The 16287-nt window shown below is 62.9% G+C and carries 14 protein-coding genes; 5 read left to right on the plus strand and 9 right to left on the minus strand.

The window, feature by feature from the left end; all coding sequences use genetic code 11:
- Positions 1-93: 93 nt before the first annotated feature.
- The 4 genes from CKW35_RS09340 to leuA all read left to right on the plus strand — a co-directional run bounded on the left by CKW35_RS09340 (position 94) and on the right by leuA (position 5504).
- The gene (locus CKW35_RS09340) at positions 94-972 is read left to right on the plus strand and encodes a LysR family transcriptional regulator (RefSeq protein WP_016485106.1); all 879 of its coding nucleotides are present in this window, start codon (positions 94-96) and stop codon (positions 970-972) included.
- Positions 973-1177: 205 nt separating this feature from the next.
- On the plus strand, positions 1178-2557 hold the full coding sequence (xseA, locus tag CKW35_RS09345) for an exodeoxyribonuclease VII large subunit (RefSeq protein ID WP_024717654.1): 1380 nt from the start codon (positions 1178-1180) through the stop codon (positions 2555-2557).
- Positions 2558-2560: 3 nt separating this feature from the next.
- Positions 2561-3388, plus strand: a complete 828-nt coding sequence (locus tag CKW35_RS09350; RefSeq protein ID WP_016485104.1) for a M23 family metallopeptidase — start codon at positions 2561-2563, stop codon at positions 3386-3388.
- A gap of 442 nt (positions 3389-3830) precedes the next feature.
- Positions 3831-5504, plus strand: a complete 1674-nt coding sequence (leuA, locus tag CKW35_RS09355) for a 2-isopropylmalate synthase (RefSeq protein ID WP_023048427.1) — start codon at positions 3831-3833, stop codon at positions 5502-5504.
- A 114-nt stretch (positions 5505-5618) separates the two neighbouring features.
- Here leuA and CKW35_RS09360 read toward each other — a convergent pair whose 3' ends face one another.
- Genes CKW35_RS09360 through zwf form a run of 3 tightly spaced genes read right to left on the minus strand, consistent with a single transcriptional unit; the run spans position 5619 to position 8486 of the window.
- Complete coding sequence (locus tag CKW35_RS09360; RefSeq protein ID WP_095115769.1) at positions 5619-6299, minus strand: bifunctional 4-hydroxy-2-oxoglutarate aldolase/2-dehydro-3-deoxy-phosphogluconate aldolase; 681 nt, start codon at positions 6297-6299, stop codon at positions 5619-5621.
- A gap of 17 nt (positions 6300-6316) precedes the next feature.
- On the minus strand, positions 6317-7030 hold the full coding sequence (pgl, locus tag CKW35_RS09365; RefSeq protein WP_023048429.1) for a 6-phosphogluconolactonase: 714 nt from the start codon (positions 7028-7030) through the stop codon (positions 6317-6319).
- A complete protein-coding gene (gene zwf, locus CKW35_RS09370) occupies positions 7017-8486 on the minus strand; it encodes a glucose-6-phosphate dehydrogenase (protein ID WP_016485100.1) in 1470 nt (489 codons plus the stop codon). Before zwf ends, pgl begins: the two co-directional genes overlap by 14 nt.
- A gap of 211 nt (positions 8487-8697) precedes the next feature.
- Between zwf and hexR the strand changes: the two genes are divergently transcribed.
- Positions 8698-9561: a DNA-binding transcriptional regulator HexR gene (gene hexR, locus CKW35_RS09375; RefSeq protein WP_172455959.1), complete on the plus strand. Its 864-nt coding sequence runs from the start codon at positions 8698-8700 to the stop codon at positions 9559-9561.
- Here hexR and CKW35_RS09380 read toward each other — a convergent pair.
- From CKW35_RS09380 to CKW35_RS09405, 6 genes are all read right to left on the minus strand, one after another.
- Positions 9554-10408 (minus strand): D-hexose-6-phosphate mutarotase, encoded by an 855-nt coding sequence (locus CKW35_RS09380; protein WP_016485098.1) that lies wholly within the window; start codon positions 10406-10408, stop codon positions 9554-9556. The genes hexR and CKW35_RS09380 overlap by 8 nt on opposite strands.
- A gap of 117 nt (positions 10409-10525) precedes the next feature.
- Positions 10526-11869: a carbohydrate porin gene (locus tag CKW35_RS09385; RefSeq protein ID WP_095115771.1), complete on the minus strand. Its 1344-nt coding sequence runs from the start codon at positions 11867-11869 to the stop codon at positions 10526-10528.
- 41 nt (positions 11870-11910) lie between these two features.
- Positions 11911-13065, minus strand: coding sequence for an ABC transporter ATP-binding protein (locus tag CKW35_RS09390; RefSeq protein WP_095115777.1), 1155 nt, complete (start codon positions 13063-13065; stop codon positions 11911-11913).
- A gap of 3 nt (positions 13066-13068) precedes the next feature.
- The gene (locus tag CKW35_RS09395) at positions 13069-13914 is read right to left on the minus strand and encodes a carbohydrate ABC transporter permease (protein ID WP_016485095.1); all 846 of its coding nucleotides are present in this window, start codon (positions 13912-13914) and stop codon (positions 13069-13071) included.
- Positions 13907-14815, minus strand: a complete 909-nt coding sequence (locus CKW35_RS09400) for a carbohydrate ABC transporter permease (RefSeq protein WP_095115779.1) — start codon at positions 14813-14815, stop codon at positions 13907-13909. The genes CKW35_RS09395 and CKW35_RS09400 overlap by 8 nt, the downstream gene beginning before the upstream one ends.
- 181 nt (positions 14816-14996) lie before the next feature.
- Positions 14997-16283 carry an ABC transporter substrate-binding protein gene (locus tag CKW35_RS09405; RefSeq protein ID WP_024717653.1) on the minus strand — a complete coding sequence of 429 codons (1287 nt, stop codon included), beginning with the start codon at positions 16281-16283 and terminating at the stop codon, positions 14997-14999.
- Between the last annotated feature and the right edge of the window lie 4 nt (positions 16284-16287).

Here is a 16287-nt window from a genome sequence, read left to right on the forward strand (position 1 = left end):
GCAGTTCCTGGGAAGACAGGCAAAGATTAGCCAGACACGAGCCATGCCGACTAATATGCCTTTACTGTCAAACCCATCTCAAAAAGGCATGGCATGACCTCGATCCGCCAGTTGCGTTACTTCGTTGAAATCGCCGAGTGCGGCAGTTTCAGCGCTGCCGCCGAACGGCTGTACATCGCCCAGTCGGCGCTTAGCCGGCAGATCAAGGAGCTGGAGCAGCAACTGGGCACGCCGCTGTTCGAACGCACCGCGCGCCTGCCACGCCTGACACTGGCCGGCGAAGCATTGCTTGAACGGGCGCGGCGCTTGCTGGCCGACCTTGCACAAGCCGAGCGGGTAACCCGCGACATTGGCGAGGGGTTGCAAGGCAGTCTGCGCCTGAACCATTCCAGTACCGTGCCGCTGACCGGCACGCTGCTGGCTCGCCTGGCCGACTACCTGAAAGACAACCCGGGGGTTTCGCTGGAGATTGCGCAGCAGTCTTCGGAGGCACAGCTGGAAGATATTGCTGCCGGGCGGCTGGATATCGGCCTGCTGCGGTTGCCGGTGCTGCGTCAGCACGAAGGTGTGGTGCTGCATGAACTGTTCAGCGAACCCTTGTTGCTGGCGGTCGCTGCCGGGCACCCGTTGGCCAGCGCGCCACGGGTGAAACTGGAGCAGCTGAGGGAAGAGCGCTTCATTTCCATCCCGCACCGGGACCGTGGCGGGCTGAGTTACCTGTCGGCTTCGCTGTGCATGGAGGCAGGCTTCTTCCCGCAAGCGGCGCAGGTGCTGTCGCGCAAGACCACGCAGTTGCAGCTGATTCAGGCGGGGTTCGGGGTGGCGCTGTTGCCGCAGTGCATGCGTGAGATTGCGCCGGCTTCAGTCAGCTTCGTGGCGCTGGACGGTGATTGCCAGAGCACAGTGGCACTGGCCTGTCGTCGCGATGCAGGGCAGATGGTGCGGCAGTTCGTGGCGACGATGCAGGGCTGAAGGCACCGGCTGCGATCTTGTGGGAGCGGCCTTGCGTGGCGAAAGGGCTGCGAAGCGGCCCCAGGTTTTCAGCTTCGCCGCATGAAGTGCCGGGGCCGCGTTGCGGCCCTTTCGCGACGTAAGGCCGCCTCCACAAGGATTGGGTCAAGGCTGGCAGTAGGGGCAAGACAGACAACCGGGGCCGATGTCCTTTATGATGCCTGCCATGATCAAAGACCCCTTCGAACGACTCGGCCTGGACCGTGAGGTCCTTACCGTCAGCCAACTCAACGGCCGCGCCCGCGTGCTGCTGGAAGACGTGTTCCGCAGCGTCTGGGTGGAAGGCGAAATCTCCAACCTTGCCCGCCCGGCATCCGGCCACATGTACTTCACCCTCAAGGACAGCGGCGCTCAGGTGCGTTGCGCGCTGTTCCGGCAGAACGCCACGCGGGTGCGCCAGGCGCTGCGCGACGGCCTGGCGGTGCGGGTACGCGGCAAGGTTTCGCTGTTTGAAGGGCGTGGCGACTACCAGCTGATCCTCGACACCGTCGAGCCGGCCGGCGACGGCGCACTGCGCCTGGCCTTCGAGGCGCTGAAGGAAAAGCTCAGTGCCGAGGGGCTGTTCAGCGCCGAACGCAAAAAACCGCTACCGGCCCACCCTCAACGTATCGGCATCATCAGCTCGCCTACCGGCGCCGTGATCCGCGACATCATCAGCGTGTTCGGCCGCCGCGCTCCACAAGTGGAGCTGAACCTGATTCCCACGGCGGTGCAGGGCCGTGAAGCCATCGCGCAGATCGTGCGCGCCATTCGCCTGGCCGACAGCCTTGGTTTCGACGCGCTGATACTGGCCCGCGGTGGTGGTTCGCTGGAAGACCTGTGGTGCTTCAACGAAGAAGCCGTGGCGCGTGCCGTAGCCGCCTGCGTCACCCCTATCGTCAGCGCCGTGGGCCATGAAACCGATGTGTCGATCAGCGACTTCGTTGCCGACGTACGGGCACCCACGCCGTCTGCCGCCGCGGAGTTGCTGGCCCCCGACAACAGTGGCTTGCAGCAACGGTTGGACGGCCTGCAGCGGCGCCTGCTGCTGCGCATGCAGAACCGCCTGACCCATGACCGGCTGCGCCTGGAATCACTGACCCGGCGCCTGCGCCACCCGGGCGAACGCCTGCGCCAGCAGGCCCAGCGCCTGGACGACCTGGACATGCGCCTGCGCCGCGCTTTCATGCTCAGCCTCAATCAGCGCCGCGAGCGCGTGGCACGCATGGACACGCGCCTGGCCGCGCAGCACCCGGGGCGCAACCTGAAATTGCTGAGCCAGCGCCTGGACAGCCTGGCCGAGCGCCTGCCACGGGCCATGCGCGAGGTGCTGAAAGACCGCCGCCAACGCTTCCAGGCCCAACTGCAAACCCTGCAAGTGGTGAGCCCGCTGGCCACCCTCGCCCGCGGCTACAGCATCCTGCTGGACGACCAGGGCCAGGCCATTCGCAGTGCCGAACAGACCCGCAATGGCCAGCGCCTGACCGCCCGCCTGAACGAAGGCGAACTGCAGGTGCGGGTCGAAGACAACCACCTGACCCCGGTCACCCTCTCATTACTGGACTGACACATGCCCCGCCTGCTCGCGCCCCTGCTCGCCCTCTCCCTCGTGCTGCTCGCCGGCGGCGCCCAGGCCAGCTATATCACCCGCACACTGAACAAGCCGGTGCCGGGTGGCGTGGCGGTGGTTGACCTGGGCCCCGCCACAAGCGCGCCCAGCGCCCGTTTCGACGGCAAGCCGGTGCTGGTGGTGAAGGAGCAGGACAACTGGCTGGCCATCGTCGGCATCCCGCTGACCCAGAAGCCCGGCACTGCCGTGCTGAGCCAGGACGGCCGCACCCTGCCCTTCAGCGTAGGGAGCAAGAAATACCCGGAACAGCGCATCACCCTGAAGAACACTCGCCAGGTCAACCCGAACCCGGCCGACCTCAAGCGCATCGACCGCGAGCTGGCCGAACAGATCAAGGCCTACCGCAGCTTCAGCCCGACCCTGCCAAGCAACCTGGTCCTCGACAAGCCGGTCAACGGCCCGCTGTCGAGCAAATTCGGCGTGCGCCGCTTCTTCAACGGTGAAGAGCGCAACCCGCATGCCGGGCTGGACTTTGCAGTGCCAGCGGGAACACCGATCAAGACACCGGCCAATGGCAAGGTGATCCTGGTGGGGGATTACTTCTTCAATGGCCGCACGGTGTTCGTCGACCATGGGCAGGGCTTTATCAGCATGTTCTGCCACATGTCGAAGATCGATGTGCAGGTGGGGCAATCACTGCGCCGTGGCGAGGTGGTCGGTCGCGTGGGCTCGACCGGGCGGGCAACCGGGCCGCACATGCACTGGAACGTCAGCCTGAATGATGCGCGGGTGGACCCGGCTATTTTCATCGGCGCGTTCCAACCCTGAGACCTGCGCTGCCTATGCTGGCCTCTTCGCGGGTAAACCCGCTCCCATAGGTACGACGTAGCTTTCAAATGCGGCGCGATCCCTGTTGGAGCGGGTTTACCCGCGAAGAGGCCAGCACAGGCAGCCCCCTTACCACTGGGTTGCGCCATCGAAATATACCGCGCAAAAATCACGAAACACTCAACAAATTACAGCCATAAAATCTCGCCTAATCGCTTTTTTTAAGCATTCCTCTCAATTTTTTCTGGACACTTGCCATCCCTGACCTCTCTGGTTAGGGTTGAGGGCATGAAAACCTTCAGCACCCTCATCCTGCTCCGACAACATCGCAGCCTCTGCCTGGTCAGCGCCCGACTACCAGGCTGAATCGCGTCGCCTCGCCTCTTCATCTCGTTATCGCTCGGCAGGCCCGATCTCGGCCGCACACAAAAGGATTGCTTCCATGACCATGCTCAAAGACCCTTCGAAGAAATACCGCGCCTTTCCGACCATCGACCTGCCTGACCGTACCTGGCCGTCGAAGACCATCACCGCCGCGCCGATCTGGTGCAGCTCCGACCTGCGTGATGGCAACCAGTCGCTGATCGAGCCGATGGATTCGGAGAAGAAACTGCGCTTCTGGAAGACCCTGGTGCAGGTGGGCGTGAAGGAAATCGAAGCGTCGTTCCCGTCTGCCTCGCAGACCGATTTCGACTTCGTTCGCACCCTGATCGAGGACGGCCACATCCCGGACGACACCACCATCCAGGTGCTCACCCAGGCCCGTGAAGACCTGATCGCACGCACCTTCGAATCGCTGCGCGGTGCGAAGAAGGCCATCGTTCACCTGTACAACGCCACCAGCCCGTCGTTCCGCCGCATTGTCTTCAACCAGGACAAGCAAGGCGTAAAAGACATCGCGGTGAACGCCGCCAAGCTGTTCGTCAAGTACGCTGCCCAGCAGCCGGAAACCCAGTGGACCTTCCAGTACTCGCCAGAAACCTTCAGCGCCACTGAAATGGAGTTCGCCAAGGAAGTCTGCGATGCAGTCATCGAGGTGTGGAACCCGACGCCTGAGCACAAGATCATCCTCAACCTGCCGGCCACGGTGGAAGTGTCCACGCCAAACATCTACGCCGACCAGATCGAGTGGTTCTGCCGCAATGTCAGCCGCCGCGACAGCGTGATCATCAGCCTGCACTGCCACAACGACCGTGGCACCGGTATTGCTGCCACCGAGCTGGGCCTGATGGCCGGCGCCGACCGCGCCGAAGGCTGCCTGTTCGGCAATGGCGAGCGTACCGGTAACGTCGACCTGGTGACCTTGGCCCTGAACCTCTACACCCAAGGCATCGACCCGTTGCTGGACTTCTCCGACATCGACGGCGTGCGCAAGGTGGTCGAAGAGTGCAACCAGCTGCCGGTGCACCCACGCCACCCGTACGTGGGCGACCTGGTCCATACTGCCTTCTCCGGCTCGCACCAGGATGCCATCCGCAAGGGTTTCGCCAAGCAGCAGGAAGGCGAACTGTGGGAGGTACCGTACCTGCCAATCGACCCGGCCGACATCGGCCGCAGCTACGAGGCGGTTATCCGCGTCAACAGCCAGTCGGGTAAAGGCGGCATCACCTACCTGCTCGAACAGGAATATGGCATCAGCCTGCCACGCCGCATGCAGATCGAGTTCAGCCAGGTGGTTCAGGGTGAAACCGACCGCCTCGGCCTGGAAATGACCGCCCAGCAGATCTACAGCCTGCTGCACAAGGAATACCTCCAGGCCAACGCGCCATACGCGCTGGTCAGCCACCGCCTGCAGGAAGAAAACGGCCACAGCGCCGTGGAAGTGGAAGTTGCCGGTGAAGGCGAAACCACCCTGCACTGGCGCGGCAAGGGCAACGGTGCCCTCGAAGCCCTGGTAGCCGGCCTGCCGATTGCCGTGGAGATCATGGACTACAACGAGCACGCCATTGGCGCAGGCACCAATGCCAAGGCCGCAGCCTACATTGAACTGCGCGTGGCCGGTGGCCGCCCGGTGCATGGCGTGGGCATCGATGAAAACATCACCACGGCCAGCTTCAAGGCACTGTTCAGCGCGTTGAACCGCTCGCTGAGCCAGCAGGATGCCAAGGCAGCCTGAGCACGCTTGCGAAAAGAAAAAGCCCGCTGTTGAAAGCGGGCTTTTTCCATTATTCGGGGCAAAAAAAAGGGGCGCCGACCAAGCGCCCCACAAGCCGTAAAGCACACAACAAATTCAGTTGGCGTCCAGCAGCGCCATCGCCTCGGTACTGCACGCTTCGATCCGCGCCCAATCGCCGTTCTTGATCCAGCTGCTGTCGAGCATCCAGGTACCCCCCACGCACATTACATTGGGCAAGGCCATGTAGTTACGCACGTTGGCCGGGTTCACGCCGCCGGTTGGGCAGAAGCGAATATCGCCGAACGGGCCACCAAAGGCCTTGATCGCCGCCACGCCGCCGCTGATTTCGGCCGGGAACAACTTGAACCGGCGGTAGCCCAAGGCATAGCCCATCATGATTTCGGATGGCGTACTGATGCCCGGCAGCAGCGGGATTTCACTGTCCACGCCCGCCTTCAGGATGTCCTGGGTAATGCCCGGGGTAACGACGAACTGTGCTCCGGCAGCCTCGACAGCGGCGAACATACTGCGGTCGAGCACGGTACCCGCGCCTACGCACAACTCCGGGCGCTGTTCACGCAGCACCTGAATGGCTTTGAGCCCATGCTGCGAACGCAGGGTCACTTCCAGGGTACGGATCCCACCGGCGGCCAGGGCATCGGCCAGCGGCAGGATGTCTTCCTCACGGGCGATGGTGATTACCGGCAGGATGCGCGCCTGTTCGCAAATGGCGTCGATCCGGGCGGCTTTGGCGGCCATCGAGAGCTTTGGCTGTGGGCGTTCGAGGGTGGTCATGACAGTGGATCCTTGGCTCATGGGCACCAGTAGATGTCCAGGGGGTCGTGAAGAAAAGCGCGAATCGGCATTTCAGTAAGGTCGTTGCCAGCCAGCGCGGCGCGCAGGGTAGCGAGTTTGCCCGGCCCTTGCACGGACAGCGCTGTGAAGGCGGCGCTGGCCAGCAGCGAGCGGGTCATCGACAGGCGCTGGTGCGGCACGCTCGGCGCCAGCAACGGCAGGCAGCGACGCCCGCTGGCGAGGTCCAGGCCTGCTTTCAGGTTTGGGCTGCCAGGGAACAGCGAGGCGGTATGGCCATCATCACCCATGCCCAGTACCAGCACGTCGATTGGCGGCAGTGCAAGCAGAGCCTGGTCGGCCTTGCCAGCTGCGGTATCGAGGTTGTCCGCCTGCTGGTACAGGCCGACAAAGCGGGCCTTGGCTGCCGCGCCTTTGAGCAGGTGGCGGGCCAACAGCCCGGCGTTGCTGTCAGCGTGCTCCACCGGCACCCAGCGCTCATCGGCCAGGCTGACGGTGACCTTAGCCCAGTCCAGGGTTTCACTGGCCAACTGCTCAAGGAATGGCACCGGGCTGCGGCCACCCGACAGCACCACGCAGGCCTGGCCCTTGGCAGCAATCGCTGCACGAAGGCGTTCGGCAACATCATGGGCCAGGGTGGCAGCCAACGCCTTGGCATCCGCCAGGTCGTGAACCTTCACAGTCGCTGGAAAATTCAATTCAGATATCTCCATACCACGCCCTCCCATCGCGTGTGATCAAAGCTATCGAGCTCATCGGCCCCCAGGAGCCCGCCGCGTAAGGCTTGGGCGCATCGCCTGCATTACGCCAGCCGGCAATCAACTGGTCGCACCACTTCCAGGCATATTCGATTTCGTCCTTGCGCACGAACAGGTTCTGGTTACCGCGCATCACTTCGAGCAACAGGCGTTCGTAAGCGTCCGGAATCCGCGTGCTGCGCCAGGTGTCGGAAAAATTAAGCTGCAACGGGCCACTGCGCAGTTGCATGCCTTTGTCCAGGCCCTGCTCCTTGGTCATCACCCGTAAAGAAATACCCTCGTCCGGTTGCAGGCGGATGATCAGCTTGTTGCCGACTTGCAAACGCTGTTCCGGGGCAAAGATGTAGTGGGGCGTTTCCTTGAAGTGAATGACGATCTGCGACAGCTTCTGCGGCATGCGCTTGCCGGTACGCAGGTAGAACGGCACGCCCGACCAGCGCCAGTTGCGGATGTCGGCACGCAGGGCGACGAAGGTTTCCGTGTCGCTGCTGGCGTTGGCGTTGTCTTCTTCCAGGTAACCCGGCACCGGCTTGCCCTCGCTGTAGCCGGCAATGTACTGACCACGCACCACTCGGGTGCTCAAACCCTCGCCAGTGATCGGTGCCAGGGCCTTGAGCACCTTCACCTTTTCGTCACGAATGGCATCGGCGGACAGCTCGCTCGGCGGGTCCATGGCGATCAGGCACAGTAACTGCAACAGGTGGTTCTGGATCATGTCGCGCAACTGGCCAGCCTTGTCGAAATAGCCCCAGCGGCCTTCGATACCCACCTTTTCGGCCACGGTGATCTCCACGTGGGAGATGGAATTCTGGTTCCACTGGGTTTCGAACAGGCTGTTGGCGAAGCGCAGCGCAATCAGGTTCTGTACCGTCTCCTTGCCCAGGTAGTGGTCGATGCGGTAAACCCGGTTTTCGGGGAAGAACCGTGCCACGGCATCGTTGACCCGGCGTGACGACTCCAGGTCGTGGCCGATGGGCTTTTCCAGCACCACCCGGGTACGCGGAGCCAGCCCGGCCTTGTCGAGGTTTTCGCAAATGGCCCCGTACACCGCTGCCGCCGTGGCGAAGTAAGCGATCAGCGGCAGTTCGCCCGGCAGCTGCTCGGCCAGTGCCTGGTAACCCTCGGGTTGCAGAAAGTCCAGGTGCTGGTAGCTCAACCGGGCCAGGAAACGGCCTAATGCAGCAGGCTCGATATCGGCCTCGGGCACATGCCGGCGCAAGTGGGCTTCGATGCTGTTCAGGTGCTCCTGGGCGCTGCCTGCCTCGCGGGCCAGCGCCAGCAGGCGCGTGTCGGGGTGCAGCAGGTTAGCCCGGTCGAGCTGGTAGAGCGCAGGAAACAGCTTGCGCAATGCCAGGTCACCGAGGGCGCCAAACAGGGCAAATGTGCAAGGTTCGACACTGATTGCAGCCATGATGTAGGTTCTTTCCTAAAGTTGGTCTAGGAATACCGCTTTCACATACGGTTTTCAAGGGATAATGTAGTAAAAACCACAACATTACACACAAGTATTACAGACAAGTGGTGCGCCATCCGCACCAACAGTACGATAGACGACCGTGCAAAAAGCCTGCTGCTTCGCCAGCCGGCTGTCTTCCCGACCCAAGGACACACCCATGGACCGCGTGCGAAACCTCCTGGAACAGATCCAGGGACGCCTCGACGAGCTGAACAAGGCCGAACGCAAAGTCGCCGAAGTCATCCTGCTCAACCCGCAACAAGCCACCCGTTTCAGCATTGCTGCGCTGGCACAGGCGGCCAAGGTCAGCGAACCGACCGTCAACCGCTTCTGCCGCTCGTTCGGCGTCAGCGGTTACCCCGAACTCAAGCTGCAGCTGGCGCAGAGCCTGGCCAGCGGCGCCGCTTACGTCAGCCGCGCGGTAGAGGCCGACGATGACCCGGCAGCCTACACCCAGAAAATCTTCGCCAGTGCCATCGCCTCGCTCGACGGCGCGTGCCAGCTACTGGACCCGCAGCAGGTCAGCCGTGCCGTGGACATGATGATCCAGGCCCGGCAGATCCACTTCTTCGGCCTGGGCGCCTCAGCCCCGGTGGCCCTGGATGCGCAGCACAAGTTCTTCCGCTTCAACCTGGCTGTATCGGCCCACGCCGATGTGCTGATGCAGCGCATGCTGGCCTCAGTGGCCCATACCGGCGACCTGTTCGTGATCATTTCCTACACCGGGCGCACCCGCGAACTGGTCGAAGTGGCCCGCCTGGCCCGCGAAAACGGCGCCTCGGTGCTGGGCCTGACTGCCGCCGGCTCGCCACTGGCCAATGCCTGCAGCCTGAGCCTGCACATTCCGTTGCCGGAAGACACCGACATCTACATGCCGATGACCTCACGGATCATCCAGCTGACCGTGCTCGATGTGCTGGCTACCGGCATGACCCTGCGCCGCGGCGTCGACTTCCAGCCACACCTGCGCAAGATCAAGGAAAGCCTGAACGCCAGCCGCTACCCGATCGAGGACGACGAACTCAACTGAGCCGGTGCGCCTGCAGGCGCAGGTGGGCACGCTGCCCCGGCGCCAGGCTCAGGCCCTCGCCACTGCCACTGGCGGCCTCGACGCAGACAAAACGCTGGCTTTCACGGCCAGTCACGCCCATCAACGGTCGGTTACCCGGGTGCCAGACCACGGTGTCATCGCTGTCACCGGTGTCAATGCACAGCTCGCGCTGCCAGGCCGGGTCCTGCAACTGCACCCGCGGCGTGCCCGGGTAGACCTTCTGGCAGCCACCTTTGAGCTTCAGCGCGCCATCTTCACGGCAGGCCTGACGATTCAGGCGGTCGTAACCTTCGATATCCTCCAGCCCGGACAGCGCTATCTCGGAGACGTCACTGATCCGCCAATAGGCCAGCAATGCATGGCTCAGCTGGCAAGGTTCGCTGTCCTGGTGCTCGGTACTCAGGCTCAGTTCCATACGGCTACCCAGCCTGGCGTGCAGGTCGACCTGCCAGTCGCACAGGTCCAGGCGCCACTTCAAGGTAACGCCCTCCTCGTCTTCGCGGCTGTCTACGAGCTTCCAGTCCAGCAAACGCGCCCAGCCGTGGGCTGGCCACAGGTCCTCGCTGGGGTGGCGGCCATACCACGGCCAGCACACCGGCACGCCGCCACGGATCGCCCCCACCTGCGGCCACTGCTCGGCGCACCACAGCCACGGCCGCTCACCTGCCGGTTGAAAGTGCAGCAACTGCGCGCCCTGGCGGCTGAAGACCGCCTGGCAACGGGGGTGATCGATGATCAGCACATCGCGCTGCTGGTAACGCTCCCACTCGAATGTCGGCCTTGGCCGCTGCGAGGAAAAGAAGCGATGGAGCGGATGTTCGGGCATGGTTCAGAGCTCTTGTTGTTTGAGATAGCGCTGTCTCGGCCTATCCCCGACAACCACTGCAGGCCAGTGGGTGCCGGGAACCGAAAAGGGATTGGCGTAAATTTACAACAAATGGCCTCAGAATGACGACTGAATCTTCAAGCCTGCGACCAGCGCGTTGTCCACTTCATCCACCCCGCCCGGGCTCTTGATGTACTGCAGGTTAGGCCGCACGGTCAGCCAGTTGGTGACGTGGAAGCCGTAGTAGAGCTCGGCGTTGTACTCGGTGCGTTGCAGCGGCACGAAGCCTGGGTTGTCGTAATCGTTGATACCACTCTGGGCGTTGAGCAGTTCGGCGCGTTTCTTCACGTCGTCATTCACATGAATACGCGCCACACCGAAGCCGATGTCATCCTTGGGCCGGGCGTCGAAGGCGCCTTTGTAGACCAGCCCCACCTGCTGGTAGTTGTCGACCACGTTGGTGGCCTTGTCGTGCACGGTGAAGTTGGCGAACAGGCTGAGGCCGCGGTTGACGTCGCCACCATGATCCGTGACCTGCTGCTGCGCCACTACCCACCAGCCATGCTTGCTGGAGTGCGACTTGAAGGCCCCGCCAGTCAGCGCCTGCGGGTTGCCGTTGACGTCGTCGAACACATCGTCGGCCTTGGCCGTGCTGTAGTAGTAACCCAGGCGGTACTCACCCGGCAGGCCGTTGACCTTGGGCGACCACACCGCCTCCACCGGCAGGATTGCCCCCTTGGTGCCGCTGCCGCTGAGCTTGAAGCCGTTGCCGGTTTCCAGGTTGGAGGGGTTCTGCTCGAAGGCGCCGACCTGTACGAAGAGTTCCGGGGTGATGTTGTATTTCACCCGCAGCGCCCACTGGCTGACCGGCCAGTTGTACCAGATGCCGCCCACCCAGTTGCCCACCTGAGAGCCGCAGAAGGCCAGGTTCTGGAAGTCGCAAGGGAAGCTGTTGAAGTCCTCGCCCTCGCCGAAGCGGCCGAATTTGACGTCCAGGGCACCGTCGAAATACTTCTGCTTGAACCACATCTGGGTCAGACGCCAGGTCTGTCCTCGGCCCCACACTTCCTGCACCGAGCTGAACTGCCCGGCGCGCGGGTCGCTGATACGGTCGTTGGACAGGTTGCGGCCGCTGCGCTCGGTGATCGCCAGCTTGAACTCGGCATCGTGCCAACCAAAGATCTTCTGCAGGTCCAGGTGTGCGCCAAGGGCGAACTGGTCGCTGTAGCGTGCAGTCTTGTCGTCGTTGTAGCCACCGTGCAGGTTGCCGGCTACCTCGCCGACGTAGTCGAGGGTGAAGTCGTAGCCCTTCTCCAGCAACTCGGTACGGGTGCCGCCCCAATCGCCGGTCATCCACTTCGATTCACTGGAAAAAGCCTCGGCAGCCTGCGCGCCGCTGCTGCCGACAACGGCGAGCAAAGCCAGCGAGCCCAATGTCCTGATACGTTTGCGCTGTTCCATCCCTATGCGTCCTCTTTTTTCTTATTGATGGTGTAGACGAGTCAACGGCCTTTGAAGTGAGCCACGTTGTCCTTTGCGGTTGCGTCCGTGCTGGCCAGGCGTATGCGCTCGCCACTGTCGGCGTCGAACAGCAGCACCCGGGCCGGGTCGAATTGCAGGTTGAGGGTGTCACCCACGCGGCACGCCACATCCGGCGCCAGGCGGCAGCACACCTTGGTCTGGTTGAGCGTGACGAACACCAGCAGGTCCGGCCCGGTGGGTTCGGTGACCTGCACCTCGGCGCGGATACCCGGCAGGCCGTTGCCCTCGGCGTCACCCAAGGCGATCTGCTCGGGGCGGATGCCGAGGATGAGGTCGCGGCCATCCAGCTCGCCATCGGCCACCCCCAAGGGCAGCTCACAGCGCGCCTGGCCACTGTCAAGCACGGCCCGCAGGCGCCCCTGCTGTTGCGTGAGGCGCACCGGGATGAAGTTCATCGGCGGCGAACCGATGAAGCTGCCCACAAACTGGTTGGCCGGGTCGTTGTAGATCTGCTGCGGGGTGCCGAACTGCTGGATGATGCCGTCCTTCATCACCGCCACCTTGTCACCCAGGGTCATGGCCTCGATCTGGTCATGGGTGACGTACACGGTGGTGGTCTTCAGGCGCTGGTGCATCAGTTTCATTTCGGTGCGCATCTCGACCCGCAGCTTGGCATCGAGGTTGGAGAGCGGCTCATCGAACAGGTAGATCTTCGGCCGCCGCGCCAGCGCCCGGCCCATGGCTACCCGTTGCTGCTGACCACCGGACAGCTGTGCCGGCTTGCGCGCCAGCAGGTGCTCGATCTGCAGCAGCTTGGCGACCCGCGTCACTTCTTCATCGATGGCCGCCTGCGGCATCTTGCGGATCTTCAGGCCAAATTCGATGTTCTCGCGCACGCTCATGGTCGGGTACAGCGCGTAGGACTGGAACACCATGGCGATGTCACGGTCCTTGGGGCTCATGCCACTGACGTCCTGCTCGTCGATGAGGATCGCACCGCCGGTGATCTGCTCCAGGCCGGCGATGCAGTTCATCAAGGTCGATTTGCCACAGCCAGAGGGGCCGACCAGGATCAGGAACTCGCCATCTTTGATCGACAGCTGGATGTCCTTGAGGGTGTCCGGCAGGCCGCTGCCGTAGGTCTTGTTCACATTGCGAAGTTCGAGCGTTGCCATGACTTACCCCTTTACCGCGCCGGCCGTCAGCCCGCGCACGAAATATTTGCCAGCCACCACATACACCAGCAGGGTTGGCAGGCCGGCGATCATCGCTGCAGCCATGTCGACGTTGTATTCCTTGGCCCCGGTGCTGGTATTGACCAGGTTGTTCAGGGCCACGGTGATCGGTTGCGAATCACCGCTGGAAAACACCACGCCGAACAGGAAGTCATTCCAGATCTGGGTGAACTGCCAGATCAGGCAGACCATGATGATGGGCGTGGACATCGGCAGGATGATGCGCCGGAAGATGGTGAAGAACCCGGCCCCGTCCAGGCGCGCGGCCTTGACCAGTGCATCGGGGATGCTCACGTAGAAGTTGCGGAAAAACAGCGTGGTGAAGGCCAGGCCGTAGACCACGTGCACCAGCACCAGGCCGCCGGTGGTGCTGGCCAGGCCCAGCTTGCCGAGGGTGAACGAGGCCGGCAGCAGCACGGTCTGGAATGGCAGGAAGCAGCCGAACAGCAGCAGGCCGAAGAACAACTGCGAGCCGCGAAAGCGCCACATCGACAGCACATAGCCGTTCAGCGCGCCGATGGCGGTGGAGATCAGCACCGCAGGGACGGTGATCATGATCGAGTTCCAGAAGTAACCGTTGACCGTGCCCCAGGCCTTGACCCAGCCAATGCCGGTGATCACCGCCGGCCAGCTCAGCAGGTTGCCGGTGCTGATGTCTTCCGGGGTCTTGAAGCTGGTCAGCAGCATTACCACCAGCGGCACCAGGTACAACAGCACGGCGATCCACAACACCGCGTGAATGGCGATACGGCTCAGGCTGAGCGCCGGTTTGTCGACAGGGCTATGCATGGCGTTTGCTCCGCAGCTCCGAGTACAGGTACGGCACGAGGATCGCCAGGATCGCCCCGAGCATGAGGATGGCGCTGGCCGAGCCCATGCCCATCTGGCCGCGGCTGAAGGTGAACGAGTACATGAACATTGCCGGCAGGTCGGACGAGTAACCCGGGCCGCCGGCAGTCATCGCCGCCACCAGGTCGAAGCTCTTGATGGCAATGTGCGAGAGGATCATCAGTGCACTGAAGAACACCGGGCGCAGGCTGGGCAGCACCACGGTCCAGTAGATGCGCGGCAGGCTGGCGCCATCCATCTGCGCCGCACGGATGATCGAAGGATCGACGCCACGCAGGCCGGCGAGGAACATTGCCATGATGAAGCCCGAAGCCTGCCACACTGCGGCGATCACCAGGCAATACACCACCCGGTCAGGGTCGATCAGCCAGTCCAGGCGAAAGCCCTCCCAGCCCCAGTCGCGCAACAATTTGTCCAACCCCATGCCGGGGTTGAGCAGCCACTTCCAGGCAGTGCCGGTAACGATCATCGACAGTGCCATGGGGTACAGGTAGAGGGTGCGGATGAAGCCCTCACGGCGGATGCGTTGGTCGAGCAACACCGCCAGCAGCACGCCGATGGCCAGACTGATGGCGATGAACAGGCCACCGAACAGCAGCAGGTTCTTGCTCGCCACCCACCAGCGGTCGTTGTCGAACAGCCGGGCGTACTGCGCAAGGCCTGCCCATTTGTAGGTGGGCAGAAAGGTCGAGGTGGTGAAGGACAGCACGAAGGTCCAGAGGATGTAGCCGTAGAAGCCCACCAGGACGATCAGCATGCTGGGTGCCAGCACCAGCTTGGGCAGCCAGCGCTGAAGCGCGTCCAGGGGTGAGGCCCGCAGTTGGGCGGTAGACGTGGTCATGGTTCACCTCAAAGGTACCGCACTCCCCTGTAGGAGCGGCCTTGCGTCGCGATGGGCTGCGCAGCAGCCCCAACGGACCCAAGGTCAACACCTACCTGGAAGATCGAGTGCGCAGGTTCTGGGGCTGCTGCGCAGCCCATCGCGACGCAAGGCCGCTCCTACAACGGGGATCGCGTCAGCTCTACTGGGCAGCCTTGATCGCCGCCGCCAGCTTCTTCGCTGCATCGGCCGGGTCGGCCTTGGGGTCGTTGATGTAGTTGGTCACCACATCGAAGAACGCGCCCTGCACGGCCAGCGTGGTGGCCATGTTGTGCGCCATGCTCGGCTGCAGGCCGCCATTTTTGGCGTCGGCCAGGAAGTCCTTGGCAGAGGTCTGCGCGCACGCATCGAAGCCATACTTGCCCATGTCAGCGAGCATGTCGTTGCGTACCGGAATCGAACCCTTGTTGCTGCTGAAGACCTTCTGGAAGTCCTCACCCAGCACCTTGCGGGCAATGTCCTGCTGGCCGGCAGACGTGCCGGCGTTGTTCTGCTTGAACACCACCAGCGAGTCGATGTTGTAGAGGAAGGCCTTGTCGGTGCCCGGGAAAGGCACGCACTGGTAATCCTTGCCGGCAGTTTTCTTCGCCAGGGTCCACTCGCTCTTGGCCCAGTCGCCCATGATCTGCATGCCGGCCTTGCCATTGATGACCTTGGCCGCTTCCAGGTTCCAGTCCTGGCCTTTGCCGTCCGGGTCCATGTAGGTGGCAACCTTCTTCAACTCAGTCAGCGCCTTGACCATGTCCGGGCCGGTCAGGGTAGCGCTGTCGAGGTCGACCATGGCCTTCTTGTAACCATCTGCTCCCATTACCGACAGCACAACACTTTCAAATACCGTGCTGTCCTGCCACGGCTGGCCACCATGGGCGAGCGGGATGAAGCCGGCAGCCTTGAGCTTGTCGGCAGCAGCGTAGAATTCGTCGAGGGTGGCGGGCACCTTGTCGATGCCAGCTTTCTTGAAGACTTCGGGGTTGATCCACAGCCAGTTGATGCGGTGGATGTTCACCGGCACGGCGACATAGTCACCTTCGTACTTCACGGTATCGGCGACCTTCTTGTCGAGCAATGCGTCCCACTTTTCCTCTTTGGCCACATCCTTGAGCACATCGGTGTCGAGCAAGCCGGTGGAAGCCCAATCCTGAATGTCTGGCCCTTTGATTTGCGCGACACCCGGTGGGTTGCCGGCTACGGCGCGGCTTTTGAGCACGGTCATGGCCGTGGCACCACCACCACCAGCCACGGCGCCATCCTTCCACGTAAAGCCGTCTTTCTCGACTTGGGCCTTGAGCACATCGACGGCCGCTTTTTCACCACCGGAAGTCCACCAGTGCACCACCTCGACGCTGCCTTTGGGTTCGGCAGCCAGGGCACTGAGCGGGAGCAAGGAAGCCAGGGAAATTGCGGCAGCGAGACGGAACGTGGGATTCATCAAA

It is taken from the genome of Pseudomonas sp. Irchel 3F3 (assembly GCF_900187545.1).
GTDB classification, from domain to species: domain Bacteria; phylum Pseudomonadota; class Gammaproteobacteria; order Pseudomonadales; family Pseudomonadaceae; genus Aquipseudomonas; species Aquipseudomonas fortuita.

Coding starts and splice junctions, on each gene's coding strand:
- CKW35_RS09340 (WP_016485106.1), top strand. CDS start 94: ATGACCTCGATCCGCCAGTTGCGTTACTTCGTTGAAATCGCCGAGTGC.
- xseA (WP_024717654.1), top strand. CDS start 1,178: ATGATCAAAGACCCCTTCGAACGACTCGGCCTGGACCGTGAGGTCCTT.
- CKW35_RS09350 (WP_016485104.1), top strand. CDS start 2,561: ATGCCCCGCCTGCTCGCGCCCCTGCTCGCCCTCTCCCTCGTGCTGCTC.
- leuA (WP_023048427.1), top strand. CDS start 3,831: ATGACCATGCTCAAAGACCCTTCGAAGAAATACCGCGCCTTTCCGACC.
- CKW35_RS09360 (WP_095115769.1), bottom strand. CDS start 6,299: ATGACCACCCTCGAACGCCCACAGCCAAAGCTCTCGATGGCCGCCAAA.
- pgl (WP_023048429.1), bottom strand. CDS start 7,030: ATGGAGATATCTGAATTGAATTTTCCAGCGACTGTGAAGGTTCACGAC.
- zwf (WP_016485100.1), bottom strand. CDS start 8,486: ATGGCTGCAATCAGTGTCGAACCTTGCACATTTGCCCTGTTTGGCGCC.
- CKW35_RS09380 (WP_016485098.1), bottom strand. CDS start 10,408: ATGCCCGAACATCCGCTCCATCGCTTCTTTTCCTCGCAGCGGCCAAGG.
- CKW35_RS09385 (WP_095115771.1), bottom strand. CDS start 11,869: ATGGAACAGCGCAAACGTATCAGGACATTGGGCTCGCTGGCTTTGCTC.
- CKW35_RS09390 (WP_095115777.1), bottom strand. CDS start 13,065: ATGGCAACGCTCGAACTTCGCAATGTGAACAAGACCTACGGCAGCGGC.
- CKW35_RS09395 (WP_016485095.1), bottom strand. CDS start 13,914: ATGCATAGCCCTGTCGACAAACCGGCGCTCAGCCTGAGCCGTATCGCC.
- CKW35_RS09400 (WP_095115779.1), bottom strand. CDS start 14,815: ATGACCACGTCTACCGCCCAACTGCGGGCCTCACCCCTGGACGCGCTT.
- CKW35_RS09405 (WP_024717653.1), bottom strand. CDS start 16,283: ATGAATCCCACGTTCCGTCTCGCTGCCGCAATTTCCCTGGCTTCCTTG.